The following is a 25169-nucleotide window of genomic DNA, read 5'->3' on the forward strand; positions in this document are numbered from 1 at the left end:
AGATAGAATGAATCCCGGCAAAAAGGAATGGAGGAACGAAGATGAACAAAAAAGCATGGCTGATTGCAGCCCTCAGCCTCCAGCTTGTGTCCGTCTACTCGGTGGCGGCAGCGACAAGCGGGAGCCAAGTACAGACAGCAACGATTTCCGTAGATGGAAAAGCGGCGGCTTTGCAAAAACAGGCCGTTTTGCATCAGCAAAAAACGTACGTCCTTGCCCAAGATGCAGCGAGCATCCTGAAAGCAAAGTGGACGCTGCAAGGACAAACAGGGCAGATGAAAGTCGGCAACCATACGATCGCCTACCAGCTGGATTCCGGAGCGGTGACGGTTGACGGCAAGGCGGTTCAAGGTGGCGAAGCAGCGCTGCTTCGCGGCAAAGACGTGTATGTGCCGCTGAGGTGGCTAGTGGAGCAGGCAGGCCAAAAGATTGCTTGGAATCCCGAGAAAAGGGCGGTGGAAATTGTGTCATCCGGACAAAATGATTCGTTCGTCCTCGTGGATGAAAAGCAGTTGACCGAAGCAGAGCAGGAGTTCGTCGAGTCCGTCAAAGGCAAGCAAGGCATTCACCAACAGGGAGACTTGTACGTGATCGCGCGCGGCCAATCTCCTCACCCCGGTTACGGCCTGCAAGTCACGAAGGTGCAGCAGAGCTGGGAGCAGCTTTTGGTCTACGTGAAATTGACAGAGCCAGTTCCAGGGATGATGTATCCGCAAGTGATCACCTATCCGTACTTGACGGCAAAAGTGAAGCTCCCGCCGTACAACACGATTGTGTTCATCGATGCCGATACGAACAAACCATTGTTTGAAGGGACGCAAAGCAACCAATAAGCAGCCGTTTCTTTTGCTGACTGCCCCTTGTTTTTCGCTCGCAGCTGTACTATGATGGTGGATAAGATTTACCTAATCCTTGGGAATGGAGGTGTGTGTACGTGTTCGGAACCGTTCAGGCGTGGTTTGTGGTGGAAACTTCCAGTATGACGCATGATTTTTCTTTCAACGGGATCAGTCTGCCCATTTTTGCGCATACAACTGAACGAAGTTTCCATAGGCGTACCATGCATCGACCAGGGACGGTTTGTTCTTGTCAATAATGGGTGACTGATTCGGGCAGCATTTTTGGCTGACGATATCTTCCCCTCGCGATGCCGCAGGTAATGGCCTGCGGCTTTTTTGCGTCCATTTTTGCCTTTTGGCAGACAGATGGCATATGGGGGCAAAAATCGCCGGGGCCGGCCAGGAAAGACCATTATGTTGAACCGTACCACATACCAGGGAGGAAAAAATCATGATTATCGTCGCAACTACTCAATTACAAAAATCGTACGGAGCCGATCCGGTTTTGCAAAATATTACGTTGGAAATAAAAGCGGGCGAGCGGGTAGGAATCGTCGGCCCAAACGGTGCGGGCAAGACGACCTTGTTCAAACTGCTGGCAGGCATCGAAAGTCCGGACTCAGGCGAGCTGTACCGGGCAAAAGGAACGGTGTGGGCGTATTTGCCGCAATCCCCGCAGTATCCGCAGGAGTGGACGGGGCGAGATGTGGTGGCGAGCGCTTTTGCTGAAGTTCGCCACATTCAGGAGCAGATGCGCGAGTTGGAAAGCCAGATGGCGCTGCTCTACGAGGACGAAGCGGCGTTGAATCGGCTGATGCAGCGTTACCAGAAGTTGCAAGACGAATTTGAGCAGCAGGATGGCTACCAGTGGGAGACGCGTATGACTCAGGTCGTGCAAGGATTGGGAGTCAGCGAAGAGCTGCTCGCTACGCCGTTTGCCCAACTGAGCGGAGGGGAGAAAACGAAGGCGGGGCTTGCCAAGCTTTTGTGCCAAAAGAGCGATGTCCTGCTGCTGGATGAGCCGACGAACCATCTGGACGTGGAGTCGATGGAGTGGCTGGAGCAATTTTTGCAGAGCTATTCGGGAACGGTGCTGATTATTTCCCACGACCGTTATTTCCTGGATGCAGTCGTTACTTCTGTCTACCATGTGGACGGCGGGGAAGCGGAGTTTTACATCGGAAACTACAGCGCCTTTGCCACCGAGCGGGAGGAGCGTTTGCTGCGGCAGTTTGCCGCCTACCAGGAGCAGCAGAAAAAGATTAAAAAAATGAAAGAGACGATCAAGCGGCTAAAAGAGTGGGGCAATCGCTCCAACCCGCCAAACGAGGCGTTTCACCGTCGGGCGAAAAGCATGGAAAAAGCGCTGGCCCGGATCGAACGCATCGAGCGGCCAAAAATGGAAGCGGACCGGATGGGGCTGCAATTCAAAAAGACAGACCGCAGCGGCCAGGACGTGCTGATCGTAACAGACGTGCACAAGACGTACGGCGGAAAGCAGCTGTTTGCAGACGCCAGCTTGCTGCTTCGTTTCGGGGAGCGCAAAGCACTGCTCGGGCCAAACGGCTGCGGGAAGTCCACGTTGATCCGCATGCTTTTGGGAGAGACAGAGCCGGATGCAGGCAGGCTCGCAATCGGCAGCAGCGTCAAAGTCGGATATCTCTCGCAGCAAGCGTTGGAAGGAGATCAAAACCAGCGGCTGATCGAAGCGTTCCGCGATGTCGCGAAAGTGACGGAAGCAGAGGCGAGACATTTGCTGGCGAAGTTTCTGTTTTACGGCGAGCATGTGTTCAAAAAGGTCAGCCAGCTGAGCGGTGGCGAGCGAATGCGTTTGCGCCTGGCCCAGTTGATGCATCAGGACATCAACCTGCTCATTCTCGACGAACCGACGAACCATCTCGATATTGAAGCGCGGGAAACGCTGGAGGAAGCGCTCGCCGATTTCCACGGCTCGCTGTTCATTGTTTCCCACGACCGCTATTTCCTGCAAAAAATGGTAGACGGCGTTTTCTGGGTGGAAGACAAGCGGATCGTGCATGACGTAGGCACGTATGAAGAGGCGAGAACCAAGCAAAAGGAACGTTCGCAGAAGAGGGCGGACAGACTTGCGGGGGAAGCAAAAGCCAAGCCAGCAGCAAAGCCAAAGCCGCCAGAGCCTAAGCGGGAAGTGGTAGCCACAGAAGCAGCGCCAAAACGCCCGAACACTTACAAGCTGTCTGAGCTGGAACAGCGAATTGCCAAGCTGGAAGAGAAAAAGGCGAGCTTGACCGGGCTGCTTTCCCAAGCAGAGACGGACTATCAGCAACTGGCTGCTTGGCAAACAGAAATCGAGCACGTCCAGCAAGAAATCGATGACTGCTACGTCGCCTGGGTGAGCATGCAGGAAGTGTAAGGCAGGCGGCAAGTGCGTCGATTTGGAAAAGGTTAGAGACTATGTTCATAAAAAAGGCAGCAACAGTCGTCAATAAGACTGTTGCTGCCTCGCTTTTTGCCTGGCGATGTGACTAGGCTTGAATGATTGGCTCCGGGTTCAGCAGTCCTCACCGACGCCTCAAGATCGAACTTTCGGCTGCTGTTCCAGCTCTCGCCTATGGCTCTAAGCTTGCACCGTCGGCTCCGGGTCCGGCAACCGCCGATGGCTCAACTGGAACCAGAGCAGAATCAGCACCATCAGGACGCCGCCGAGGAAAAACGGGCCGCTGTGCGAAAAGGTGTAGACGGCGCCGCCAGCCAACGGGCCGAGAATGCGACCGAGGCTGTCCATCGAGCTGATCGCTCCGCTTGTGATCCCCTGGCCTTCCGTTGTTCGCTGCGTAATCATCGCGGTGGCAGTTGCGCGAATCATGCCTTGGCCCGCGCCGAACAAAGACAGAATCAAAGCGAGTACCCAAAAGTTTCCCGACAGCGGAATGGCGAAAAAGCCGATTCCGTAAAAAATCATCCCCACGGTGAGAATGGCCGCTTCCCCGAACTGCTTGACCAGGCGGCCGATCAAGCCGCCCTGCACACAGGCTGCAATGATGCCCATGACGAGGAACATGTAGCCGAGGTCTTTGGATGTGAAGCCGTACAAGTCATGGATGTACAGGGCAAAAGTCGTTTCCAGACCGGAAAAGGCAAACGACACGACGAACAAAATGCCGTACAAAAGAGACAGGGAGCCAAAGAGCGAGACCAGCGGGTTTTGACTGGCTTCTTTTCGCAGGCTCGTCCGCTTTTCCTTCGGCAAGCTTTCCGGCAACGCATAAAGAATGAAGAAAAACGTCAGCAGCGCGACAAGCCCCGAAGCGTAAAACGGAACGGCAAAGCCGTAGCCGCTGAGCAGGCCGCCTATGACAGGGCCGAATACAAAGCTGAGCCCGATGCCCGCGCCGACGACCCCCATCCCTTTTGCTCGCTCTTCGGTTGGGAGCAAATCGGCAACCATCGCCGTTACAGTCGGCAACGCGGCAGCAGAGACGATTCCGCCCAGAATGCGGTAAACGAGCATTTCCGTATAGCTTTCCGCCATTCCGAACAGGATAAACGTCACGGCAAAGCCGAGTAGCCCGAAAGAAACGAGCGGCTTGCGCCCGATCCGGTCCGAGAGAGTTCCCCAAACGGGTGCAAACAACAGCTGCATAATATTGTAGCTGGCGAACAGAACGCCGATCTGAAAAGAGGTCGCACCCAGTTTTTCTGCAAAAAAGGGAAGGATGGGAATGATAATACCGAATCCGAGCATGGTCAAAAATGCGACGAAGAACAAGAGGGCAAGATGCTTCTTCTTCACAACAAATTACCTCGTTTCACACAAAAATCATCACTATCAGTTGCTTGCATTTTCCACCTTACGTGAACGAACTGTCGAAGTCAAGCGAGCGGCGTGGGCAGCCGTGCACTTCTCGTGCTATAATGGAAAAGAAAGAAGAATCGTTTGGCAAGTTGTCTAGTATATATCCATGAGGTGTTTGTGATCATGTCTACTGCAATGCTGTACTACCTGGCCTGGCATGAAGATGATTGGCTGGATGAGGTTCTCGACCGTTTTCCGGAAGTGAACGCGATGGTGCCTACTGCAAAAACGTTTGAACTGATTGCCGGACAACGGGAGTCAAAGGAAGTGGAACGCGCGGTACTCGTTCTGAATGCGGCACAGGAGCAGGACAGATGCCGCGAGTTTTTGCGTCTGTGCCAGGAGCACCCGGAGCTTTCCAAAGATCCGCTCTATCTTGTCGGATTGAAACCGGTTGAGGAGGAGGCGTGGAAAGAGGCGTATCCGTATGCGAAGATCATCGTTATTACCGGCTTTGCTGTCGAGTTTGACTACGATGCCGTCCTCGCGAGGATGGAAATCGATCTGGAGGGAGCCTATTGAAAGCCAACCCCAATGATTTCGATTTAAAGGCGTTTCTGCACCGCTTCGGCTTGTTCATCTACACGGGGGACCCGGTGGGGGATCTGTTGCTGATAGAAGATGAAATTCGCGAGTTGTACGAACTGAATGTGATTGAAAAAGAAGAGTTTATGGAGGCCATGTCAGCTGTGCACAGCAAGCGCAAAGCGATGGAAGCCCGATAAACCAGGGACAGGCGTGTTTATCTGCCGTTTTGCGACGCGGCGATGATAAGCGCGTTTTTTGTTTTGTGTGCCTGTTCACACCCATGCCGCCCTCTTAAGAAATTCTTCAGAATTCCTTTTAGAAAACTTAAGGCATTCTCTCTCTTTTAGAAAGGTTTACCCGCTACGATAGAAGCAAGGAATCGGAGAGGGGGGAGCGCCTGTGGAGCAGGAGAGTTTTGCAATCATGTTTCATTCGTTTTGGAAACAATTTTTTTGGCAGCTTTCACCCGATGAGATGTCAGTGATCGGTTTTGGCGCACGAATGGCGCATGTGGACACCGGGTTTTTGGTTGTGTATGCAGCGGTGTTTGCGGCTGTGAGCGTGGGAGTGGGGGCGGGCTATCTGGTGAGTGCCTGGCTGGGAGCGTCAGTATTGGCAAAATGGGCGGGCAAGCGTTGGCACAAACACGTAAGGCTCATGGACTGGGAGCAAGAATACATGGGCTGGGTGCTTGTGATCAGCATGTTTATTCCGGTGATCCGCCATATCGTGCCGATCGTTGCTGGCTTGTATCGGATGCCGCTCGGACAGTTTCTGGTCTTCTTTTTACCGAGCACGTTTGTCTGGACGCTGCATTATTTTCTCATGGGCTACTGGTTTGCTGCTGAGTTGGATGTGATGCTTGCAGGCGTGTATTCCTACAGCAAAATTACGTTGACGACGGTAGCGCTGGCAGCCGCTGTATACATGGTGATTCGCCAGTACATACGACTGCGCTGCTTTATGATTCCTGCCGACTCGCAGGAAAGCGGGGATTGCCCTCAACAATTGGAAAAGGAGCCGACTGCCTGAGCGAAGAGTGTGCAGGTACAGTTGGCTCCTTTTTCAATTGGCGGCGTGTGCAGAGGAAGCTTCCCAGCCGAAGCTGTCAAACCACTCGTTCCTTCTGTAATTGGAGATGGCTTGTCTCACATAGGGAATCATATTGTCGGGCAGCTTGTCGAGATCGACCCAGATCAGTTCGTCGCATTTGTCAGGCTCGGCGTTGACGATCTCTCCCTGCCAGTTACGCGCGACGACGAAAAAGTCGATGCGCTCGTCAAAAGACCGTCTGTGCATGACGCCTGCAAGCGAAAGGTCCGATGGTGCGAGGTCGATCCCGCACTCTTCCTTGGCCTCGCGAATGGCTGCTGCCTTGACTTCTTCATTGCCGTCCAGATGTCCGGCCGGAACGCTGTAGTTTCCGTCTTCATATCCGGTATTGTAACGGCGAAGCAATAAAATTTCCTGTCCGCGCAGCAAAAACAGGTGCACGGCAACTGGCATCGTAAAGTAGTTTCGCATGACGAGGTTCCTTTCTCAATGCTCTTCGGGACGATGATTTTCGGCCGCTTTTCTGCGCAGTTTTTCCCGGTTTTTCTTCAGGGCAGGGGAACTGCTCATCGCTGCGAACAGCATGCCGAAACCGGCGATGGCCAAAACAATTCCAATGATGAGGTAGAGCGTAGAAGACATTCGAAAAAGACCTCCTTATTCTATGAAAGCAAGCATGAATCTGACTTTGAACTGTGCTATAATGGCACAGTGTGTTTTACCCGATACTAGGTATGATTTTATAGAAAAGCACAGGGAGGATTTCGCGAGATGACTCAGCATACGTCTGTCGATCAGCTATCCATTAACACCATCCGCACGCTGGCTATTGATGCCATCGAAAAAGCAAATTCCGGCCACCCGGGAATGCCGATGGGCGCTGCCCCAATGGCTCATGTTCTGTGGAGCCGTTTCATGAAAGTAAATCCAAGCAATCCGCAATGGATCGACCGCGACCGTTTTGTCTTGTCTGCGGGACATGGCTCTATGCTATTATACTCGATGTTGCATTTGATGAAATACGATGTTTCTCTAGAAGACCTACATAACTTCCGCCAGTGGGGCAGCAAAACGCCTGGCCATCCGGAGTTCGGACATACGGCTGGTGTTGACGCAACGACTGGACCGCTGGGACAAGGGATCGCGATGGCGGTCGGTATGGCCATGGCGGAAAAACATATGGCAGCTGTCTACAACCGCGACAAGTTTGACATCGTGAACCACTACACGTATGTCATCTGCGGTGACGGCGACCTGATGGAGGGCGTATCCAGCGAGGCTTCTTCCCTGGCTGCTCACCTGAAACTGGGCAAAATGATCGTGCTGTACGATTCGAACGATATCTCGCTGGACGGCGAACTGTCCCGCTCGTTCTCGGAAAATGTGGCAGGACGCTACCAAGCGTACGGCTGGCAATATTTGCGCGTAGAAGACGGAAACGATCTGGCAGCGATTGATGCCGCTATCGCTGAAGCGAAAAAAGATCTGGATCGTCCTACGCTGATCGAAGTCAAAACTGTCATCGGCTACGGCAGCCCGAACAAAGGCGGCTCCAGCGCTTCCCACGGCGCACCGCTCGGCAAAGATGAAGTGAAGCTGACAAAAGCAAACTACGAGTGGTCGCATGACCAAGAGTTCCACGTTCCTGCGGAAGTGGCTGACTTCTACGCAGGACTGGCAGAAGCGGGCGAAAAAGCGGAAGCGGCATGGCGTGACCTGTTTGCCGAGTACGCCAAAGCATATCCGGACCTGGCTGCGCAATTCACGACAGCACAGGAAGGCCACCTGCCAGCAGGCTGGGATGCCAACATGCCGGTATACGAAGCAGGGGCGAAGCTGGCAACCCGCGTCGCTTCCGGAAACGCAATCAATGCATTGGCAACATCCGTGCCGTTTTTCCTCGGCGGTTCCGCAGACCTGGCTCACTCCAACAACACGGTGATCAAAGAAGCGGGCAACTTCCTGCCAGGCTCCTACGATGGCCGCAACATCTGGTTTGGTGTTCGCGAGTTCGCCATGGGGGCAGCACTCAACGGTATGGCTCTGCACGGTGGGGTAAAAGTATACGGCGGTACGTTCTTCGTCTTCTCTGACTACGTGCGTCCGGCTATCCGCCTGTCTGCTCTGATGAAACAGCCGGTTGTGTACGTGTTCACTCACGACTCCATCGCTGTAGGGGAAGACGGCCCGACTCACGAGCCGATCGAACAATTGGCGTCCTTGCGCGCGATGCCAGGACTGACCATTATGCGTCCGGCTGATGCCGTAGAGACAAACGAAGCTTGGAAATACGCTGTTTCCCGCACAGACGAGCCAGTCGTACTTGTTTTGACTCGCCAAAACTTGCCAGTCTTGCCAGAGACCATCGAGAAAGCGGAAGCAGGCGTGAGCAAAGGGGCATATGTGCTCGCAGACGCTCCAAGCGGCAATCCGCAACTGATCTTGCTCGCTACCGGCTCCGAAGTATCCTTGGTAATGCAAGCGCGTGAAGAGCTGCTCTCCCGCGGAATCGAGGCACGAGTCGTGTCCATGCCAAGCTGGAACCTGTTCGAGCGTCAGCCGCAAGAGTACCGCGATGCGGTCATTCCTCCGACAGTAAAAGCGCGTGTAGCAGTAGAGATGGGCTCTCCTATGGGCTGGGAACGTTATGCTGGAGATGGCGGAAAAGTGATCGCGATCAACCAGTTCGGCGCCTCCGCACCTGGCGACCGCATCATGCGCGAATACGGCTTCACCGTAGAAAATGTAGTGGCTACAGCAGAAGGGCTGCTCAAATAAATTGCCTTTGCTTCATAAGAAAAGCCTATCTCTCACAAGGAGATAGGCTTTTCCAGTGACAAAACCGAAACAGTGTGGAATGATAGACACGTGCCAAAAGGGAGAAACTTTTTTCAAAAGCATCCGTCTATATAAGATGCGGGGGAGAGAGAAAACCAGGAGGTAAGAAATGGCAACAAAGGCCAAGAAGAAAGTCAGGAAGAAAAAGAACAACTTGCTGATGATTGCCGTAGGATTCGCCGTCTTTCTCATCTTGAGCGTCATCGGGGGATACTTTTCCCTGTTGTACGCGGGAGACCGGATGATTGCGGAAAACGAACAGAAGCTGAAAGACTTGAAAGCAGAACCAACGGTCATATATGACAAAAACGGTGAAGAGATGACGAGTCTGATACGTCAAAAAAACCGTGAATACAAACCGATCAACGAAGTGCCCAAAGTGTTGATTGACGCATTCCTTGCTGTCGAGGACAAACGGTTTTACGAGCACAAAGGCGTCGATATGGTACGGATCGGCGGAGCTATCATCAATGACATTAAAAAAGGTTCATTGGCTGAAGGGGGAAGCACGATCACCCAGCAGCTTGCCAGAAACGTTTTCCTCAACCTGGACCAAACGTTTTGGCGCAAGACCAAAGAGATGAGCATTGCGATCGGACTGGAGCGCCGCTATTCCAAGGATCAGATTTTGGAAATGTATCTCAACCGCGTGTACTTGGGTGAAGGGGAGTTCGGGATCGAGGACGCTTCGAACTACTACTTCGGAATGTCCGTCAGCTCTGATAAATTTACGGTTGCCAAAGCAGCGATGCTCGCAGCAATTCCGAAAGCGCCGACGACGTACTCGCCGTTCAACAACCCAGAGAAGGCGAAGCTGCGGCGCGATACGGTCATTCGCCTGATGTACGAGCAAGGCATTATTACCGAGGCACAAAAAAATGAAGCGCAGGCGGAGGCATTGCCTACCGAGCCGACAGAGACGGCTGGAGCGAGCCTGAAAAAAGGCTACCGCGCTTTCTTCGACCATATGGTGGACGAAGCGGAAGCAAATTACGGCGTGACGGAGGAAGAGTTGTACCGTGGCGGCTGGCACGTCTATACGACCTTCGATCCGAAAGTACAGGATGCGATGATCGCGGAGTACGCCAACGCGAAAAACTTCCCGAAAGACGGCGCAAAACGCGGCGTCGAGTCCGCGATGATTGTCGTGGATGCGAAAAACGGCGGGATCGCCGGAATGATGGGCGGCCGCAATTACGCCGCAAAAGGCTTTAACTACGCGACCGATATGAAGCGTCAGCCAGGTTCCAGCTTCAAGCCGCTGGCGGTGTACGCGCCTGCGGTTGATATGGACGGCAGAAAATGGGGGCCGAACTCTTCCCTCAGCAACAAAAAGCAAAGCTTCAACGGCTATGAGCCGCGCAACTACAACAACAAATACAGCGAAACGGTGAGCATGAACCGCGCCCTGATCGACTCGCTCAACGTGCCTGCTGTTTGGCTGTTAAATGAAATCGGAGTCAATAACGGGCTGGATTACCTGAAAAAATTCGGCGTCGACCTGGCGCCGGAGGACCGCAACCTGGCCATCGCCCTCGGCGGTCTTAGCCAAGGGACGTCTCCGTTGAAAATGGCGCAGGCGTACACGACTTTTGTCAACGGCGGGGTTATGTCGGAAGCGCACACGATTGCCAAAATCGAAAACAAGAGCGAAGGCGTCGTTCGTGAATACGAAGACAAGCAAACGCAAGTGCTCAAGCCGCAGGCGGCGTGGACGGTTCACACGATGCTGGAGCGGGCGGTTCAGGAAGGGACGGGGAAAGCTGCCCGAATCTCTGGCCGTCATGTAGCCGGAAAAACCGGGACGACCCAATCGATTGCCGGAGACAGCGGTGTGAACAAAGACGCCTGGTTTGTCGGCTATACGCCAGAATACGTCGGAGCGGTCTGGATGGGCTTCGATCCCGAGGACAAACAGCATCTGATGCGTCAGGGAAGCAGCTTGACGGCGCAAATGTTTTCCAAAGTGCTCGCAGCAGGTCTGAAGGGCGTGAAGGCGACAGATTTCCAACCGCCAGCAGGTGCCGTCGAAGAACAGCCGGAAGAAGAGACAGTGCAGCCGCTGCAACTGGCAGCAGACCTGACTATGGAAAACAACCAGATGAAAGTAGTCTTGAGCTGGATTGGCGGTTCTCCTGATTACACGTATGACGTCTACCGCGTCAAGCAAAATGACGAGCGCGTGCTGATCGCTTCCGGCTTGAAGGATACGACTTATGTCGATGTGCTGGATGATCCGAACCAGTATCGCTATGTGGTGGTTCCGCGCAACGCCCAGGGCGAGGAGCAGACTCCTTCCCCGATCACCAAGATTAACATGCAAAATCTGGAAAACCTGATTAACGACGGAGAAGAGCACCACGAGGACGGCAACAATCAGGGACAAAATCCGGATGAAAACAATAACGGCAATAGCGACGGCGATGGCTCTGTGACGATTCCGCCGAATTTCGGCGGCGACAACCAGGGCAACAACAGCAACAACGGCGGCCAGCCGAACGGTCAGAATCCGAATCCGGGCCAGGGCAATACGGGCAACCCGGGAAACCCGGGAAATCCTGGAGAGATTCCGCCTGATATCGCCAATCCGGGAGCCAACCAGCCGGGGGGAGTTTCTGACGGCAGCCAGCAGCCAGTACAGCCTGTAGACGGCGGCCAACAGCAGCCGCCAGCAAATGGAACAACCGGCGGCTGAGCGGCATAGGATAGACAACTCGACAGATTCAGCTATTTGCACATCTTCTTTCGCGTGGTACAATACCAGTAAATCGGGAGACAGGGGGGACAGTCCATGTCTGACTTCGCACAAAGAGATTTGCCCACTTTTTTCAAGGAACAACTTAGCCGAGCCAAAGTGAATTTTGAGCGAGCTCTCGACTGTAAACATACCGATTTTGACGACCTGTACCCATATATGAACGAGCAGCCACAGTTTTTCTGGTACAAACGCTACGTCGCTTGGTCAGAGCTGTTGACTGTCGTGCGGTTGGCGGAGGAATTAGGCGTCGAATGGACAGAAGATTTCAGTGAGCAGCAGGTGGAGTTTATCAAAGGCAAGGTTCTGCAAGGCAAAGTGCTCGACTACTGGAATCCGGAAGAAGAACAGGAAGAAACGATCAGTCAGTTGGAAGAAGAAAAATAAGACCAAATACAAGTAGCGCGTTCCCGCTTGGGGAGCGCGCTTTTTTCGTCAGCGGATGCGGGTGCGGCGACTGGCTTGGATGGAATCTCCACGTAACCAGACGAAGGGCTGATTCGTCTTTTCAAAGGAAAAAGGCTGCACATTAATGCAGCCAGGTGTAAATGACTTGTGGCGTTTCTTCTTCCGGTCCCGCCGGAAGGACGAACAAAGGCGGATTGCTCCACGGGCTTGCGGGAGCAGGGGCATCCGAGATGATAAATTCGGTGCCCAGTGAGACGAAGGAGTACAGTTCCTCCACAGCGGCATTGAGCAAGCGCACACAGCCGAGAGACACGGAGGTTCCGATGCTCTCCGGATGGTTGGTGCCGTGGATCGCATAGCCGTTTCCTTGAAAAACCATCCCTCGTGTGCCGTATATGTTGTCATGGCCGCGCGGTTTGTTGATTTTTTGCAAGATCGTATAGTACCCCTCTGGCGTCGAGTCGTTTTTGCCGATGCCCGCCGGATAGCTGCGCACGAGATGCGTGCCGCTCAAAAGCTGGAGCGTGTGCGACTTTTGTGCAAGGCGAACTTGCAGCGGTTCCAAAGGCGACAGCGGCTCAGGATAGCCGGGAAGCGGCAGGACATCGCGCAAGCTTGCCCATGCCGCTCCGCTCTGAAAAGCAGCGGGGTGATACGGATAGCTTTCCAGCAAGAGACGTTTTGGCGGAACAGGGATTTGCGGCAAATAGTTGCCGGGGTAGCTTGCTGCCAAATCCGCCAGCCTGGTTGGAAGGGTCCCTTTTTGCTGATAGTAGCGATAGAGGGCATTGCGCAATGTCAGCACGTGCTGGAGTGTTTGCTGCTCGGTTGCGAGGTCTGTGCGCGCTGTTGCAAGCGCCGCCTCCTGAGCGAAGCTGGCTGGTGCTGCAAACCAGCGCTTGCTGATGACACTCCGGCTGGCGGGATTGTATTGCACAATCCCTTTTACCTGTTTGGGCTGATAAAACAACAGTGGCGTAAACAGCGGCGATCCGGGCACTTCCGGAACGACGATGACTGTATACGGCTGTGTCAGCGCCGGACGACGCCCCTCTACATAACGGCGAACCTGGCTCTGCAATTGTTTCGGGTCAAGTGCCGCAGGAACCGCAATCACCTCGACATGAGGCTGCGATCCAGCAGGAGTGCCGACAGGCTTTTCCGCTGTCTGTGTGCGGGCAGCAGGAGCGGCATCTTGCAAAGGCCCGGGTGAGAACACAAACTGGGCGTACAAAAAGGCGAGTGCCGCCAGAAGCAAGCGTGCCTGGTTGCGCCAGTTCTGGCGTTTTTGCTCGCGAAGCAATTTTTGATAGGCGTCTCGCGCCTCGTTAAAATAAGGGCCTTGTTTGGCAAAAAGACTTTGTCTGTAAGCGGCGAGCGCCTGCTGCGTGTCGCCTTGCGCTTCTTTTGCTTGGCCAAGATGGTACCAGCCAATCGCTTCATCCGGGTGTTGCTGGGTAAACCACCGGTAGAAGGAGAGGTCGCTTTGCTCTGGATATTTCATATGAAAGGCGCTTTTTTCCTGAAGAAAGGAAACCTTGTCCACCGATACTCCCCCCTATATGGTTGTATCGGCGTGGCTCGGCAAAAAAGTGAGTGTGGAGGGGAAAATAATGGTTTATTTACGGACGATCAAGCTGTTACGCGAGAAGTTTCCCGAGGCGGGGCGGTATCCGTTTGACCTGCCGTCGCTGCGAAATTTGGAGGCGATCGAGCTGGACACGAGCGTGACTTTTTTGGTCGGGGAAAACGGTTCGGGCAAGTCGACGATGCTCGAAGCCGTCGCGTATCAGTGCGGCTTTCACACGGCTGGCGGATCGCGCAACAATTATTATGACGTCCACAAGTCCGAAGCGAGTCTGGGCGACTATATCCGGCTTTCCTGGCTTCCGAAGCAGACGAACGGTTTTTTCTTGCGGGCCGAGAGCTTTTACCAGTTTGCCAGCCACATCGACTCGATCGGCGGCAGCGGCAGTTACGGCGGGAGGTCGCTGCACGCGCAATCGCACGGGGAAGCGTTCATGTCGCTGTTCACCAACCGCTTCAACAGCAAAGGCATTTACTTGCTGGACGAACCTGAGGCGGCCCTGTCGCCCAAACGTCAACTGGCCTTCTTGTTTTTGATGCGCGAACTGGTGGCAGAGGGCGCGCAGTTTGTGATCGCGACTCATTCCCCGATTTTGATGGGCTTTCCCGGAGCGAAAATCTTCAGCTTTGACGAATCGCCTGTGCAGGAAGTGCGGTATCAGGAGACGGAGCACTACCAACTGACCCGGCGGTTTTTGGAGAAGCCGGCTGCTTTTTTAGACGAATAACGATTTTTTTAAAAATATCCTGTCACAAAAAAGGTCCCGGCGGTTTCTATAAGGTGTAGAACGCGATAGAAGCTGAGTCAGCGGCCTTTGCAGGAAGGAGGAGACGTGATGGAGGTGCAGGCAAAACTGGCGATGAACCAGACGCGGGTGCAAGACGATGCAGACTCGTTTCACGATCTGTTTACCGCTTACTACCCGTTCGTTGTCCGGCAGGCGATGCGGATTGTCCGCGAGCAGCAAGCAGCAGAAGATGTCGCTCAGGAAGTGTTTCTCTCCTTTTACGATACAGATCGCTCCACTGTAGAGAATATCCCGGCTTGGCTATCCAAAGCGGCACTCTATGCAGCCTGCAACTATTTGCGATCAGAGAAGCGCAGGCAGGACAGGCAGGAGCGCACTACTGCGGATCAGGCGCACACCACGCCGTCATCCGAGGAAGCATGGCTGGAAAAAGAAGCGATCAGCCACGTGCAAGAGGTGCTGGACGAGCTGGATGAGCGTGAGCGTACTTTGCTGGTCATGAAATACTCCGGCTTTCCCTACGCCGAGCTGGCAAAAGCGACTGGAACTCCGGTTCAATCTGTCGGAACGATTTTGGCGCGAGCGAAAAACAAATTTCGCAGGCTATACGAGCGGATCAGGGGGGAAGAGGGATGAAATGTGCAGATACGGGCTTTATCCAGGCTTTTCTGGATGGAGAGTGCGAAGCCCGGGAGAGCGAGCAGTTCCGCAGTCACCTGACGGAGTGCGAGCAATGCCGCGCTCGCCTGGATGAGCTGATGGCTTTGGACGTTTGGTCGCGGGAACAGATCGAAGCAGACGTATTCGCCCGTGCCGATCAGGTGAAAGTGAACACGGACGCAGCTTGGCAGCGGTTTTCGCAAACAGTAGGAAAGGCAAACAAGAGCAATCAGTTGCGTGAGTGGAATCACCACAAAGAGCGCAAAGCAAAAAGGAGCTGGAACGAAATGAACAAATCGACGAAACGCTGGGTAACAGCGGCATCGGCAGCAGCTGTGGTCGCCGTGTCTCTGTCTTTTCCGCAAGTACAGGCGGCGGCTAATGACTTTTTGTCCATGTTTCGCATGAGCAAAGTCGAATTTGTCAAAGTGACGCAAGAAGACTTGCAAGAAGTGGAAAACTGGATGGCAAGCGGCAAAGCCGGGGAGATCGATCTGAAAGGAATCGGAAAGATCGAAATCGACGGAATGGATGACAACAAACAGGAAAGCCGTAACCACTACTACAACAACCGGGAAGCTGCGGAAAAAGCGGGAGTCAAGCTGCCGTCAGTGCCTGCCGACATGGCTGTGGAAGGGGTAGAAGTTACCTCGCCGTATCGCATGCATCTCGAAATCGACACCGAGCGGGCAAACAAGCTGCTTGCCCAACTGCAAATTGATGCTCGCTTCGACGACGAGCTGAATGGCAAGCGCATCTCGCTGGAAGTGCCGAAAATGCAAACAACATATATCGGCACCGGAAAAGAGAGCTATTCCTACACGATTGTGGACGCGCCTGAGCTGAAAGCTCCCGATGGCGTAGATCTGGAAAAGCTGCGCGAGACGATGCTGGCTCTGCCGTTTATCCCGGAGCAAGTGAAAAAGCAAATGCTTGACATCAAAGACTGGAAACATACGATTCCTGTTCCGTACATGGCGGACGGCAAAAGCGACATGAAAGAAGTCAAAGTGAACGGCGAAGAGGGCATGCTGCTCACAAGCGAGTACAATACGCATCTCGTTTGGCAAAAAGACGGGAAAATCCACATTTTGGATGGCAGCGAAAAGCGTGGAGAAGAACTTCTGGCTTTGGCAAAACAGCTGAACTAAAGAAGCAGCATAAAGCGAAATATAAAGCGGAATGGCAGAGTTTTCCTGTAGGGGGAGGCTCTGCTTTGTCCCGTTTTCCGCTAAAGTTTCAAGTTTTAGGAGGCATGAGATGTCCAATTACGTAATCGAGACCTGGGATTTGTCCAAGCAGTACAACGGCAAGGCGGGCTGCAAAAACATCACTTTGCAAGTGCCGCGTGGCAGTGTGTTTGGATTTCTCGGGCAAAATGGCGCAGGGAAAAGCACGTTTGTCAGGACGATGCTCGGTCTGCTGCACCCGACAGCGGGCAAGGCCGTCATGCTTGGGCATCCGATCGGCACGGTGGAATCGCGGCAAAAGGTCGGGTATTTGCCGGAGCTGTTTCGCTACCCCGATTGGCTGACGGGCCAACAGCTTCTGGAGCACCACGCCCAGCTGTGCGGATTGTCCCGTTCCCAGGGCAGAGCGGTCATCCGGGATGTACTGGAGCAGGTAGGGCTGGCAGGGCGTGAGCGCGAGCGCATTCGCGGCTATTCCAAAGGCATGCAGCAGCGCATCGGAATCGCTTGTGCGCTCTTGTCCGATCCCGAGCTGATTTTTTTGGATGAGCCGACCTCGGCGCTGGACCCGATTGGGCGAAAAGAAGTGCGCGAGTTGATTACCAGGCTCCGCGATCAAGGAAAAACGATTTTTCTCAACAGCCATTTGCTGAGCGAGATGGAGAGCGTCTGCAACTATGTAGGGATTATTCACCGCAGCGAGCTGGTCGTGCATGGAGATTGGCGCAAGCTGAGCAGCGTTGCCCCGCAGGTGGAGCTTACGGTGGAAGCGGCGAGTTTTTCGGCGGGTGAGGAGCTTCCGGCATTCGTGACAGAGAGCAGATTGCTCAGGGAAGCTGCTTCTCGCGCCACGTGGCTTTTGACTCTGGATCAGGACAACCGGGTTCCGGCTCTTTTGCAGGCACTGGTTGGCCGAGGCGCTGCAGTACATGAGGTTGTGCAAAAGCAGCAATCGCTGGAGGAAGTATTTTTGTACTGGGTGCAAAAGAAGGAGGGGGAAGCACATGTGGCCGATCATGAAAATCACGTATAGGGAGATGATCTCCAAGCGGATTTTTACGATTACGATATTGATGTCGCTGGCTTTCCTGTTGCTGTTTGGCGTAGCGACCTGGTATGCGGCGCGGGAAATGAACGAGTCATGGGGTGGCAGGGCAAGTGACATGCTGCTGCAAAAAAACTTTTTCTCCACGCAACTGCTCGGCATGGGCCTGTACTTTGGTTCGTTCATTACGGCGCTGCTCGCGATCCTGAGCAGTGTCGGCAGTATTGCCCACGAAGTCGAGAGTCATCAGATTGATACGTGGTTGGCCCGGGCGTTGCCGCGCCACCGATACGTCCTGGGGAAGTTCGGCGGATTGACGAGCATGCTTGTCCTCTATGCGCTCCTGATGTTTCTCGGCATTCTCGGGATCAATCAATGGGTTGGCGGAGGCATGCTGGCGGTTGACGTGAGTGCGCAGCAAATAGGGACGTCGCTCGGGTATTTTATCCTGATGCCAGTGATTCTCGTCTGCGTCTCCTTGCTGCTCAGCAGCATCACGACGACGGTAACAGGCGGCATCATCCTGATCATTTTGTACGGAATCAGCTTCATCGGCGGGTTTGTCGAGCAGATCGGGTCGATTTTGGGGGAGAACGCACTGATCAACATCGGGATTATATCCAGCTTGTTGTTTCCTACCGATTCGCTGTTCAGACAATCGACGGTCGCGCTTTTCGAGGCAGCGGAGGACCCGATTTCGTTTGCTTCCCAGGGGATATTTGGCACCACGTCTCCGCCAAGCCAGTTGATGTTTTTCTACACGCTGTTTTACGGCGCGGCGACGCTGGCGCTGGCTGTCCGGTTGTTTGGAAAGCGGGATGTGTAGATCGCACAAAGATGAAAATGATAGCAGCCCGAGCCGTGAAGAGACGGACTCGGGCTTTTTTCTGGGAAAAACGTCGAGACGTTTTTCATGAAATGGGATGTGAGTGCTTGCGGTCAACAGGACGGTCTAGCGTGTGTCAAGGTGGTCGGATTGCGGGGGAGCGGCTGGTTCTTTTTGTTCGCCTTTTTGTAGAAGCTGGATCAATTGGTCCAGCTTTTCATTTCGTTCTTGGTCGAGGGCAATTTTGTTGTTCATGAACCGGATCAGGCTAATGAGCAAATAAATGATCAGGCCGTAAAACAAAAGCATGATGAACAGTGGGATGGATGCGATTCCGAAATCGAGCATGCAAACCTCCGTTTGGAAAAATATAGGTTGTCACTATTGTACCATTTAAACGAATAAGCAGACAGGCGTATCGTGAATTTTATGACGTTTATGACAAAAATGCGGGTAAAACTGTTTATGCGCAAATTGTATTCGGATTTTTACGAACATTGCTATAATGACAGCAGCAAATGAAAGCGCATTCGTACACGTTGTTGTAAGCGCATTCTCCCAAGGAGGAAAAAGGTATGCTGTCATGGCTTGGCTTTTTAATGGTAGCCGTTTTCATGTATTTGATCATGTCGAAGCGACTTTCGGCTTTGGTTGCACTTATTGTGGTTCCTGTTGTGTTTGCTTTGCTCGGCGGCTTTGCGGATCAGCTTGGCACGATGATGCTTGCCGGTATCAAGCAGATTGCGCCTACGGGAATCATGCTGCTGTTTGCCATCCTGTACTTCGGAATCATGATGGATGCTGGCTTGTTTGATCCGTTGATTGCGAAAATATTGCAGATCGTCAAGGGCGATCCGCTGAAAATCGTCGTCGGTACGGCGATTCTCGCCAGTCTGGTCGCATTGGACGGAGACGGTACGACGACTTACATGATTACGGTCACGGCCATGTTGCCGCTGTATCAACGAATGGGGATCAAACCGATGATTTTGGCGGTCATTCCGATGCTTGCGCTGGGCGTCATGAACATGGCGCCGTGGGGCGGTCCGACTGCGAGAGCGATGAGTGTGTTGGGACTGGACGCATCCGAGCTGTTTACCCCGCTCATTCCTGCCATGGCTGCCGGGATCGCTTGGGTCATTTTCGTCGCCTGTATATTGGGCAAAGCAGAACGGAAACGGCTGGGGATTATCGAGCTTGGCGGTGCATCTCGCGCATCGTCGCCAGCACAAGCCGAGTTGGCGGCGGCTCATGAAGCAACTGCGAGCAAGCGTCCACAGCTGCTCTGGTTTAATCTGCTGCTGACCGTTGCGCTGATGCTCGGACTTATCACCAGCTTTTTGCCTTTGCCCATCTTGTTCATGATCGCGTTTGCCATCGCGCTGTTGATCAACTATCCCAAAATGGAAGACCAGAAGGAGCGGATCGCAGCGCACGCGGGCAACGCTCTCGCGACTGTCTCGATGGTCTTCGCTGCCGGAATTTTTACAGGCATTTTGACCGAGACAAAAATGATTGACGCCATGTCGAATACGGTTGTCTCCTGGCTGCCGGACTCGCTTGGCTCGCACATGCCTGTATTGGTCGCTTTGACCAGCATGCCTTTTACGTATTTCATGTCCAACGACGCCTATTATTTCGGCGTGGTGCCGATTTTGGCAAATGCGGCAGCAGCGTATGGGGTCGATCCGGCAGAGATCGGGCGGGCGTCGATTCTCGGCCAGCCCTTGCACGTTTTGAGTCCGCTGTTTGCCGCTCAATATTTGCTGCTGGGGATGGTTGGCGTGGACTACGCGCAGACGCAGCGCTTTATCATGAAATGGGCATTCGGCACTTCGCTTGTCATGATCGTTGTCGCGTTGCTTACGGGAGTGCTCACGTTGTAGCAGAGAACTTGCGAACTTGCGGGAAAAAGAGGCCGGGCGAAGGGCCTCTTTTTCAGTTGGACGCAAAATTGGGTTACAATGAGAAGAAGGGGGGGAGAGGAACGTGCGTTTTCACAGCAAGCTGATGTTGATCATCTGTTCGCTCCTGCTAGGTGTCATCGTGATTTTGGGGATTACGTTTGAGCTGATGCTCGCGGATGCCCTGGAAAAAGAGATTGGCAGACGGGCGTTGGACACGGCGAAAACCGTGGCGCAAATGGAGGAAATCAAGCAGGCGTTTTACACAGAGGACCCGGCCAAAATCATCAATCCGATTGCGGAAAAAATCCGGGTAAGCACGAACGCCGCTTTTATTACAGTTGGCAATTTGCAAGGGATTCGCTACTCCCATCCAGACCCGGATGAAATCGGCAAGCCGATGGTCGGGGGCGATAACGAAACGGTGTTCGAAGGAAACTCGATCATCTCGGAAACGGTCGGATCGCTGGGGCCTGGCCTCAGGGGAAAAACGCCGATCTATAATGAAGCAGGGCAAGTGATAGGAGTCGTATCTGTCGGATTTTTGTTTGCCGATATTAATGAGACGATTGAATCGTACCGCGACCGGATTGTGCTTGTCGGGATCATCACGCTGCTTTTGGGCGTCGTGTGTACGATGCTGCTTGCCCGGAATGTCAAAAAAGCGATTTTCGGCTTGGAACCAGCGAGCATCGGACGGTTGTATCAGGAGAACCAGGCTGTGCTTGAATCGATTCGCGAAGGCATTGTGGCGGTCAACGAGACAGGGGCGATCACGCTTGCCAATCAGACGGCGCAACGACTGCTCGGCCAAAAGCAGGAAAAGGAGCGCGATTGTTTGACAGAGAAGCAGGACGACCTGGTGCACGCGCTTGGCCTCACGGAAGTAATCGAGACGGGGGAAGCCGAGTTTGACCGCGAAGCGCTGGTGAACGAGCAGGTGCTGATTGTCAACCGCGTGCCGATCAAGGATGCGAACAACCAGATCACGGGCGCTGTCGCCAGCTTCCGCAACCGTTCGGAATTGTTCGAGGTGACGCAGGAGCTGTCCAGGGTAAAGGAATATGCTGAAGTGCTCCGCTCGCAAACGCACGAGTATTCCAACAAGCTGCACCTGATCTCCGGTTTGATCCAGCTGGAGTCGTATCAGGAAGCAATCCAGTTTATCTCGTCCGAGCTGGATGCACACGTCAGCCACACGCGATTCATTTTGCAAGAGGTGCCAGATCCGCTGATCGCCGGACTTTTGCTCGGCAAGCTGAATCAGGCCAATGAGCGCAAAATTGAGCTGAAAATCGATCCGGAAAGCAACTTCCGCGAAATTCCAGCGGCTATTGATCGCGCCCAACTGATTGTCATTTTGGGAAATTTGCTCGATAATGCGATGGATGCCGTCTGGGCACCGGGCGCCTTTGCCCAGGAGATCACGATCTTTTTGCTCGATATGGAAGAGGTGCTGTTGATCGAAGTAGAAGATCGCGGCCCAGGCATCTCGCGGGAACATGCCGAGCGGGTATTCGAGCTTGGCTTTTCTACCAAGCAGCAGCCGAATCACGGGTACGGCCTGCATCTGGTGCAACAAGCGGTTTCCCAGCTGCATGGCAATATTACGCATACAGGTAATCCGGCGGGCGGAACTATTTTTACGGTGACGCTGCCGAAAGAGGTTTGAACGTCGCAGATGAAGGAGGGAGAGCTGTATTGAAGAGCATGGCGGGAAAAAGCGCAATACGGGTTTTGATTGTAGAGGACGATTTGAGGATTGCCGAAGTAAATCGTCGCTTTGTGGAAAAGGTGGAAGGGTACGAGGTTGTCGGCATTGCAACCAATGCCCAGGAAGCCAGGGATCAGCTGGAGCTGCTTCAGCCCGATTTGGTGCTGTTGGACATTTATTTTCCGGACATGGACGGACTGGATTTCTTGTCTGTGATCAAGGAGCAGTTTCCCGCGTGCGACTGCATCATGCTGACAGCAGCCAAAGAGGTGGATACCGTCGTAGAAGCGATACGCTACGGCGTCTTTGATTTCATCACCAAGCCGCTGATTTTTGCCCGCCTGCAACAGACTTTGCAGAGCTACCAGGAGTTCAGGCAAAAAGTGCGGGAGTGGAAACAGGACAGGGAGCAAATCAGCCAGGCCCAGATTGATGAGCTAATTTCCCGGACAAGCAGCAAAAAACCAGCGGAAGGAAGAGCCGTCAAAGGGATTGATCAGATTACACTGGACAAAATATCCGGTTATCTGATGCAAACACAAGAAGCTACTACCGAGCTGGTCAGCAAAGAAACGGGCATCAGCCGTTCAACGGCCCGTCGCTATTTGGAGTATCTGGTTGCTATTGGCGAAGCCGTCGCTGACCTTTCCTACGGCGTGGTTGGACGGCCAGAACGTGTGTACAGAATGGTGAGCGGGCGAAAAGACGGCAACTGAACAACTAGCGGCTTTTCAGGATTAAACCAGCGGATGAGCGCCGCCGACCATGTCGGACAGCTCCTTTTTCCGTCTGGTTTTTTCTTTGTACATGGCTGCATCAGCTTGCTCGATCATGTCCTCGATCGTTACATCCATACCAGAGCAGAAATAAAACAGTCCGTGGCTCGCCGTAATGAGGTACGGCTTTTTCTGGGCGGCATTGATCGCCAAAAACTGCTGCCAGATGACGTCCCAAAGCGCATCGACTGCTTCTTGCGACTTGCCGGTAAAGAGGATGATGAACTCGTCACCGCCGTAGCGAAACAAAATGTCGTCAGCGCAGATGACGCCTCTGATCACATCGCACACCGTCGTGATCAGCGCGTCGCCCTCCCGGTGTCCGTACTGGTCGTTTACTTGCTTGAGATTGTTGATGTCGACGAAGCAAATCGTGCATGAAATCCAGGAGCTGCGGGATTCAGCGACGATCTGTTGCAGGGCTTCGATCCCGCTCCGGCGATTCAACTGACCAGTCAGCAAGTCGATCGAGGCGTGCTTTGCCAGCTCGCTTTCTACTTTTTTCAACTCGGTGATGTCTGTCATCCCGGATAAAATGCACGGGATGTTGTCGTACTCAATCACTTCATAGTGAACCATGGCCCAACGGGTAAAGCCCGGCGCGCTTTTTTGCTGGAGCACGTGGTTTTTGATGCTGCCTGTTTTGCGCAGTTGCTCGACGACTTCCTGGCGATCTGCTGCGTCTTGAAAAACATAGCTCGTGTCGTAACGTTCTTCGTCACCTGCTGTGCAGGGCCATTCTTTTTGGGCGCGCTCGTTCATCAGCAAAATGCGCCCGTCAGAGAGGCGGGAGAGAAGCAGCGGGTACGGATTGATGTCAAACAATTTGCGCAAATTTTCCGCTGATTCCTTTTGCTCACGCTTGTAGTTGAACTCTTTTTTTCTATAAGAATGGAAAGCAAGCACGATGAAAAAGGAGATGCACACCGTCATGCTCGTATTGATCTGTTTGGCGTGAAGCGAGAAATCATCCTGGGGAATTTGCGCCAACACATACAGAAACAGCAAGTGACAAGGCACAAGAATATAGGCGAAGTACCGCGGGCGCAGCGGAAAGACGGCTGCAACCCCGATGAGCACGACGACGTAGGCGTCAATATTTCCCGAGAGTCTGTGGCTGTTCAAAGACGACAGAGCGCTTGCTAGGACGTAGCCCGCCACGAACAAAATGATCAGAGAGTGCGGCCAGGAGGAGCGCATGAAGCTTTCGCTCTTCTGAAATTTTTGATAGATGAAGACGAGAATCAAGGAGGCGATAAAGCCTGATGTATGTATAGAAGTAAGCGTGTAAAGAAACAGCGGATTGCCGACGTCTTTAAGCAGGACGAGATCGACGTACAGAAAGACGGGATAGCACAAAAGCAAGAATATCGAGGTCATCCGTAACCGCGCGAACAAAAGGCTGTTATTCCATTCGTGAAAGGCATCATCGTAGCGATTCATATGCTTTTCTCCCAATCCTTTGCTTGAAAGATCGAAAAAACCCCACGCAAGCACGAGCTGTATCCATAGCGTGTTCGCGTGGGAGTCATTTACTTGTAAAAGCGTTGCGCTTCGCTTACTTTATCAAGCAGCTGGCTTCTACCCGGTAGATCCGCTGTCCTCTGGAAGAAAAGCGCTCTTCGTACTCGGTCATCACGTTTTCTTCTGCGAGTTTCGATTGGTGAAGATCAAAGGTGATGTTCTTCATCTGAAAGCGCTCGGCAGCGAATTGATTGAGGGAGAACTCAAACAGCTTTTCGTTGTCGGTCTTCATATGAATTTCGCCGTCTTGGGTGAGCACCTGGCGATAGTTGTTCAGGAAGCTGGCGTAGGTGAGGCGGCGCTTGGCATGGCGCGCTTTTGGCCACGGATCGCTGAAATTCAAATAAATCCGGGCAATTTCATGATCGGCGAACAGTTCACTGATCTTGGAGGCGTCGAACTGGATAAATGCCAGATTCGGAATCGTCTCGTACTCGGTTCGCTGCAAGGCCCGCAAAACAACCTCTGCTTTCAGTTCAACCGCAATGAAATTCGTATCAGGGTGACGCTTTGCCAGTGTATTAATGAAGCGTCCCTTTCCACAGCCGATCTCCACGTGGATCGGATGGTCATTTCCGAAGCGTTCCTTCCATCTTCCTTTATAGGAAAGCGGGCTGTCTACAAATGTCGGATATTCACGCAGGGCCGCTTCGGCGCCTGGGATGTTACGCAGTCGCATATGTTCCTCCTTCAAAACGAACTCCTATCTACTTTACGATGACTCTCAACAGGTTGCAAGCATAGAGAAGAGAGAGAAGGAAGAAACCATTTTTGCCCGCGTGAAAATAGCGCGAAAAGGGATTTTTTGCAAGTGGGTATAGGTCATAAGTCGCATATGATGCGGACAATCGGCGAATCGCACTGGATACAATTGGACAAAACCGGAGGAACATTTTGGCATGAAAATAAACTGAAAATTTAAGGAATGCCTGTTACAG

At 53.2% G+C, this 25169-nt stretch carries 23 protein-coding genes; 16 read left to right on the forward strand and 7 right to left on the reverse strand.

Translation table 11 applies throughout. The features are described 5' to 3' along the window. Positions 1–41: 41 nt before the first annotated feature. Entirely contained in the window at positions 42–833 is a 792-nt protein-coding gene (locus tag EDM60_RS10290; RefSeq protein ID WP_122963901.1) for a stalk domain-containing protein, read from the forward strand. 457 nt (positions 834–1290) lie between these two features. Beyond that, the gene (gene abc-f, locus EDM60_RS10295) at positions 1291–3231 is read left to right on the forward strand and encodes a ribosomal protection-like ABC-F family protein (RefSeq protein ID WP_122963902.1); all 1941 of its coding nucleotides are present in this window, start codon (positions 1291–1293) and stop codon (positions 3229–3231) included. Between the two features lie 204 nt (positions 3232–3435). Here the strand turns inward: abc-f and EDM60_RS10300 are convergent, their stop codons facing one another. Then, positions 3436–4611, reverse strand: a complete 1176-nt coding sequence (locus EDM60_RS10300) for an MFS transporter (RefSeq protein WP_122963903.1) — start codon at positions 4609–4611, stop codon at positions 3436–3438. Positions 4612–4797: 186 nt separating this feature from the next. Here EDM60_RS10300 and EDM60_RS10305 point away from each other — a divergent pair, with 186 nt between their 5' ends. The 3 genes from EDM60_RS10305 (at position 4798) to EDM60_RS10315 (ending at position 6234) form a co-directional block, all read left to right on the forward strand. Further along, entirely contained in the window at positions 4798–5196 is a 399-nt protein-coding gene (locus EDM60_RS10305; RefSeq protein ID WP_122963904.1) for a hypothetical protein, read from the forward strand. Then, entirely contained in the window at positions 5193–5399 is a 207-nt protein-coding gene (locus EDM60_RS10310; RefSeq protein ID WP_063228008.1) for a YqgQ family protein, read from the forward strand. Before EDM60_RS10305 ends, EDM60_RS10310 begins: the two co-directional genes overlap by 4 nt. A gap of 226 nt (positions 5400–5625) precedes the next feature. Beyond that, complete coding sequence (locus EDM60_RS10315) at positions 5626–6234, forward strand: DedA family protein (RefSeq protein ID WP_122964068.1); 609 nt, start codon at positions 5626–5628, stop codon at positions 6232–6234. 33 nt (positions 6235–6267) lie between these two features. On the opposite strand, the gene EDM60_RS10320 is transcribed toward EDM60_RS10315, so the two are convergent. Continuing rightward, a complete protein-coding gene (locus tag EDM60_RS10320) occupies positions 6268–6726 on the reverse strand; it encodes an NUDIX hydrolase (protein WP_122963905.1) in 459 nt (152 codons plus the stop codon). A 15-nt stretch (positions 6727–6741) separates the two neighbouring features. After that, positions 6742–6897: a hypothetical protein gene (locus EDM60_RS28535; RefSeq protein WP_167470275.1), complete on the reverse strand. Its 156-nt coding sequence runs from the start codon at positions 6895–6897 to the stop codon at positions 6742–6744. A 129-nt stretch (positions 6898–7026) separates the two neighbouring features. Here EDM60_RS28535 and tkt point away from each other — a divergent pair, with 129 nt between their 5' ends. From tkt to EDM60_RS10335, 3 genes are all read left to right on the forward strand, one after another. Next, positions 7027–9033: a transketolase gene (gene tkt / locus EDM60_RS10325; protein ID WP_122963906.1), complete on the forward strand. Its 2007-nt coding sequence runs from the start codon at positions 7027–7029 to the stop codon at positions 9031–9033. Positions 9034–9202: 169 nt separating this feature from the next. Further along, a complete protein-coding gene (locus tag EDM60_RS10330; RefSeq protein WP_122963907.1) occupies positions 9203–11788 on the forward strand; it encodes a transglycosylase domain-containing protein in 2586 nt (861 codons plus the stop codon). Between the two features lie 96 nt (positions 11789–11884). Continuing rightward, positions 11885–12235: a hypothetical protein gene (locus EDM60_RS10335; RefSeq protein WP_122963908.1), complete on the forward strand. Its 351-nt coding sequence runs from the start codon at positions 11885–11887 to the stop codon at positions 12233–12235. A gap of 142 nt (positions 12236–12377) precedes the next feature. Here the strand turns inward: EDM60_RS10335 and EDM60_RS10340 are convergent, their stop codons facing one another. Beyond that, positions 12378–13802: a L,D-transpeptidase family protein gene (locus tag EDM60_RS10340; protein ID WP_122963909.1), complete on the reverse strand. Its 1425-nt coding sequence runs from the start codon at positions 13800–13802 to the stop codon at positions 12378–12380. A 67-nt stretch (positions 13803–13869) separates the two neighbouring features. Here EDM60_RS10340 and EDM60_RS10345 point away from each other — a divergent pair, with 67 nt between their 5' ends. The 5 genes from EDM60_RS10345 (at position 13870) to EDM60_RS10365 (ending at position 18313) form a co-directional block, all read left to right on the forward strand. Further along, on the forward strand, positions 13870–14571 hold the full coding sequence (locus tag EDM60_RS10345; RefSeq protein WP_122963910.1) for an AAA family ATPase: 702 nt from the start codon (positions 13870–13872) through the stop codon (positions 14569–14571). Positions 14572–14679: 108 nt separating this feature from the next. Further along, positions 14680–15228: an RNA polymerase sigma factor SigX gene (locus EDM60_RS10350; RefSeq protein ID WP_122963911.1), complete on the forward strand. Its 549-nt coding sequence runs from the start codon at positions 14680–14682 to the stop codon at positions 15226–15228. Then, a complete protein-coding gene (locus tag EDM60_RS10355; RefSeq protein WP_122963912.1) occupies positions 15225–16403 on the forward strand; it encodes an anti-sigma factor family protein in 1179 nt (392 codons plus the stop codon). Before EDM60_RS10350 ends, EDM60_RS10355 begins: the two co-directional genes overlap by 4 nt. Before the next feature lie 109 nt (positions 16404–16512). Next, positions 16513–17475 (forward strand): ABC transporter ATP-binding protein, encoded by a 963-nt coding sequence (locus EDM60_RS10360; protein WP_122963913.1) that lies wholly within the window; start codon positions 16513–16515, stop codon positions 17473–17475. Then, positions 17447–18313: an ABC transporter permease gene (locus EDM60_RS10365; RefSeq protein ID WP_063228018.1), complete on the forward strand. Its 867-nt coding sequence runs from the start codon at positions 17447–17449 to the stop codon at positions 18311–18313. Before EDM60_RS10360 ends, EDM60_RS10365 begins: the two co-directional genes overlap by 29 nt. Before the next feature lie 126 nt (positions 18314–18439). Here the strand turns inward: EDM60_RS10365 and EDM60_RS10370 are convergent, their stop codons facing one another. Next, positions 18440–18661, reverse strand: coding sequence for a hypothetical protein (locus EDM60_RS10370; protein WP_122963914.1), 222 nt, complete (start codon positions 18659–18661; stop codon positions 18440–18442). A gap of 227 nt (positions 18662–18888) precedes the next feature. Here EDM60_RS10370 and EDM60_RS10375 point away from each other — a divergent pair, with 227 nt between their 5' ends. The 3 genes from EDM60_RS10375 (at position 18889) to EDM60_RS10385 (ending at position 22647) form a co-directional block, all read left to right on the forward strand. Continuing rightward, positions 18889–20199, forward strand: a complete 1311-nt coding sequence (locus tag EDM60_RS10375) for a CitMHS family transporter (RefSeq protein WP_122963915.1) — start codon at positions 18889–18891, stop codon at positions 20197–20199. A gap of 103 nt (positions 20200–20302) precedes the next feature. Beyond that, positions 20303–21889, forward strand: a complete 1587-nt coding sequence (locus EDM60_RS10380; RefSeq protein ID WP_122963916.1) for an ATP-binding protein — start codon at positions 20303–20305, stop codon at positions 21887–21889. Between the two features lie 38 nt (positions 21890–21927). Next, on the forward strand, positions 21928–22647 hold the full coding sequence (locus tag EDM60_RS10385; RefSeq protein ID WP_122964069.1) for a response regulator: 720 nt from the start codon (positions 21928–21930) through the stop codon (positions 22645–22647). A 21-nt stretch (positions 22648–22668) separates the two neighbouring features. Here the strand turns inward: EDM60_RS10385 and EDM60_RS10390 are convergent, their stop codons facing one another. Then, on the reverse strand, positions 22669–24150 hold the full coding sequence (locus tag EDM60_RS10390) for a sensor domain-containing diguanylate cyclase (protein WP_122963917.1): 1482 nt from the start codon (positions 24148–24150) through the stop codon (positions 22669–22671). A gap of 115 nt (positions 24151–24265) precedes the next feature. Then, positions 24266–24910 carry a tRNA (guanosine(46)-N7)-methyltransferase TrmB gene (gene trmB / locus EDM60_RS10395; protein WP_122963918.1) on the reverse strand — a complete coding sequence of 215 codons (645 nt, stop codon included), beginning with the start codon at positions 24908–24910 and terminating at the stop codon, positions 24266–24268. Between the last annotated feature and the right edge of the window lie 259 nt (positions 24911–25169).

This window comes from Brevibacillus parabrevis (assembly GCF_003710905.1).
Classification (GTDB): Bacteria; Bacillota; Bacilli; order Brevibacillales; family Brevibacillaceae; genus Brevibacillus; species Brevibacillus parabrevis.

Excerpts from the sequence above, each read along its gene's own strand:
- EDM60_RS10355 (WP_122963912.1), top strand. The coding sequence starts at position 15,225 with ATGAAATGTGCAGATACGGGCTTTATCCAGGCTTTTCTGGATGGAGAG.
- EDM60_RS10350 (WP_122963911.1), top strand. The coding sequence starts at position 14,680 with ATGGAGGTGCAGGCAAAACTGGCGATGAACCAGACGCGGGTGCAAGAC.
- EDM60_RS10375 (WP_122963915.1), top strand. The coding sequence starts at position 18,889 with ATGCTGTCATGGCTTGGCTTTTTAATGGTAGCCGTTTTCATGTATTTG.
- EDM60_RS10315 (WP_122964068.1), top strand. The coding sequence starts at position 5,626 with ATGTTTCATTCGTTTTGGAAACAATTTTTTTGGCAGCTTTCACCCGAT.
- EDM60_RS10290 (WP_122963901.1), top strand. The coding sequence starts at position 42 with ATGAACAAAAAAGCATGGCTGATTGCAGCCCTCAGCCTCCAGCTTGTG.
- trmB (WP_122963918.1), bottom strand. The coding sequence starts at position 24,910 with ATGCGACTGCGTAACATCCCAGGCGCCGAAGCGGCCCTGCGTGAATAT.
- EDM60_RS28535 (WP_167470275.1), bottom strand. The coding sequence starts at position 6,897 with ATGTCTTCTACGCTCTACCTCATCATTGGAATTGTTTTGGCCATCGCC.
- EDM60_RS10335 (WP_122963908.1), top strand. The coding sequence starts at position 11,885 with ATGTCTGACTTCGCACAAAGAGATTTGCCCACTTTTTTCAAGGAACAA.
- EDM60_RS10330 (WP_122963907.1), top strand. The coding sequence starts at position 9,203 with ATGGCAACAAAGGCCAAGAAGAAAGTCAGGAAGAAAAAGAACAACTTG.
- EDM60_RS10365 (WP_063228018.1), top strand. The coding sequence starts at position 17,447 with ATGTGGCCGATCATGAAAATCACGTATAGGGAGATGATCTCCAAGCGG.
- EDM60_RS10360 (WP_122963913.1), top strand. The coding sequence starts at position 16,513 with ATGTCCAATTACGTAATCGAGACCTGGGATTTGTCCAAGCAGTACAAC.
- tkt (WP_122963906.1), top strand. The coding sequence starts at position 7,027 with ATGACTCAGCATACGTCTGTCGATCAGCTATCCATTAACACCATCCGC.
- abc-f (WP_122963902.1), top strand. The coding sequence starts at position 1,291 with ATGATTATCGTCGCAACTACTCAATTACAAAAATCGTACGGAGCCGAT.
- EDM60_RS10385 (WP_122964069.1), top strand. The coding sequence starts at position 21,928 with ATGGCGGGAAAAAGCGCAATACGGGTTTTGATTGTAGAGGACGATTTG.
- EDM60_RS10370 (WP_122963914.1), bottom strand. The coding sequence starts at position 18,661 with ATGCTCGATTTCGGAATCGCATCCATCCCACTGTTCATCATGCTTTTG.
- EDM60_RS10345 (WP_122963910.1), top strand. The coding sequence starts at position 13,870 with ATGGTTTATTTACGGACGATCAAGCTGTTACGCGAGAAGTTTCCCGAG.
- EDM60_RS10390 (WP_122963917.1), bottom strand. The coding sequence starts at position 24,150 with ATGAATCGCTACGATGATGCCTTTCACGAATGGAATAACAGCCTTTTG.
- EDM60_RS10320 (WP_122963905.1), bottom strand. The coding sequence starts at position 6,726 with ATGCGAAACTACTTTACGATGCCAGTTGCCGTGCACCTGTTTTTGCTG.
- EDM60_RS10305 (WP_122963904.1), top strand. The coding sequence starts at position 4,798 with ATGTCTACTGCAATGCTGTACTACCTGGCCTGGCATGAAGATGATTGG.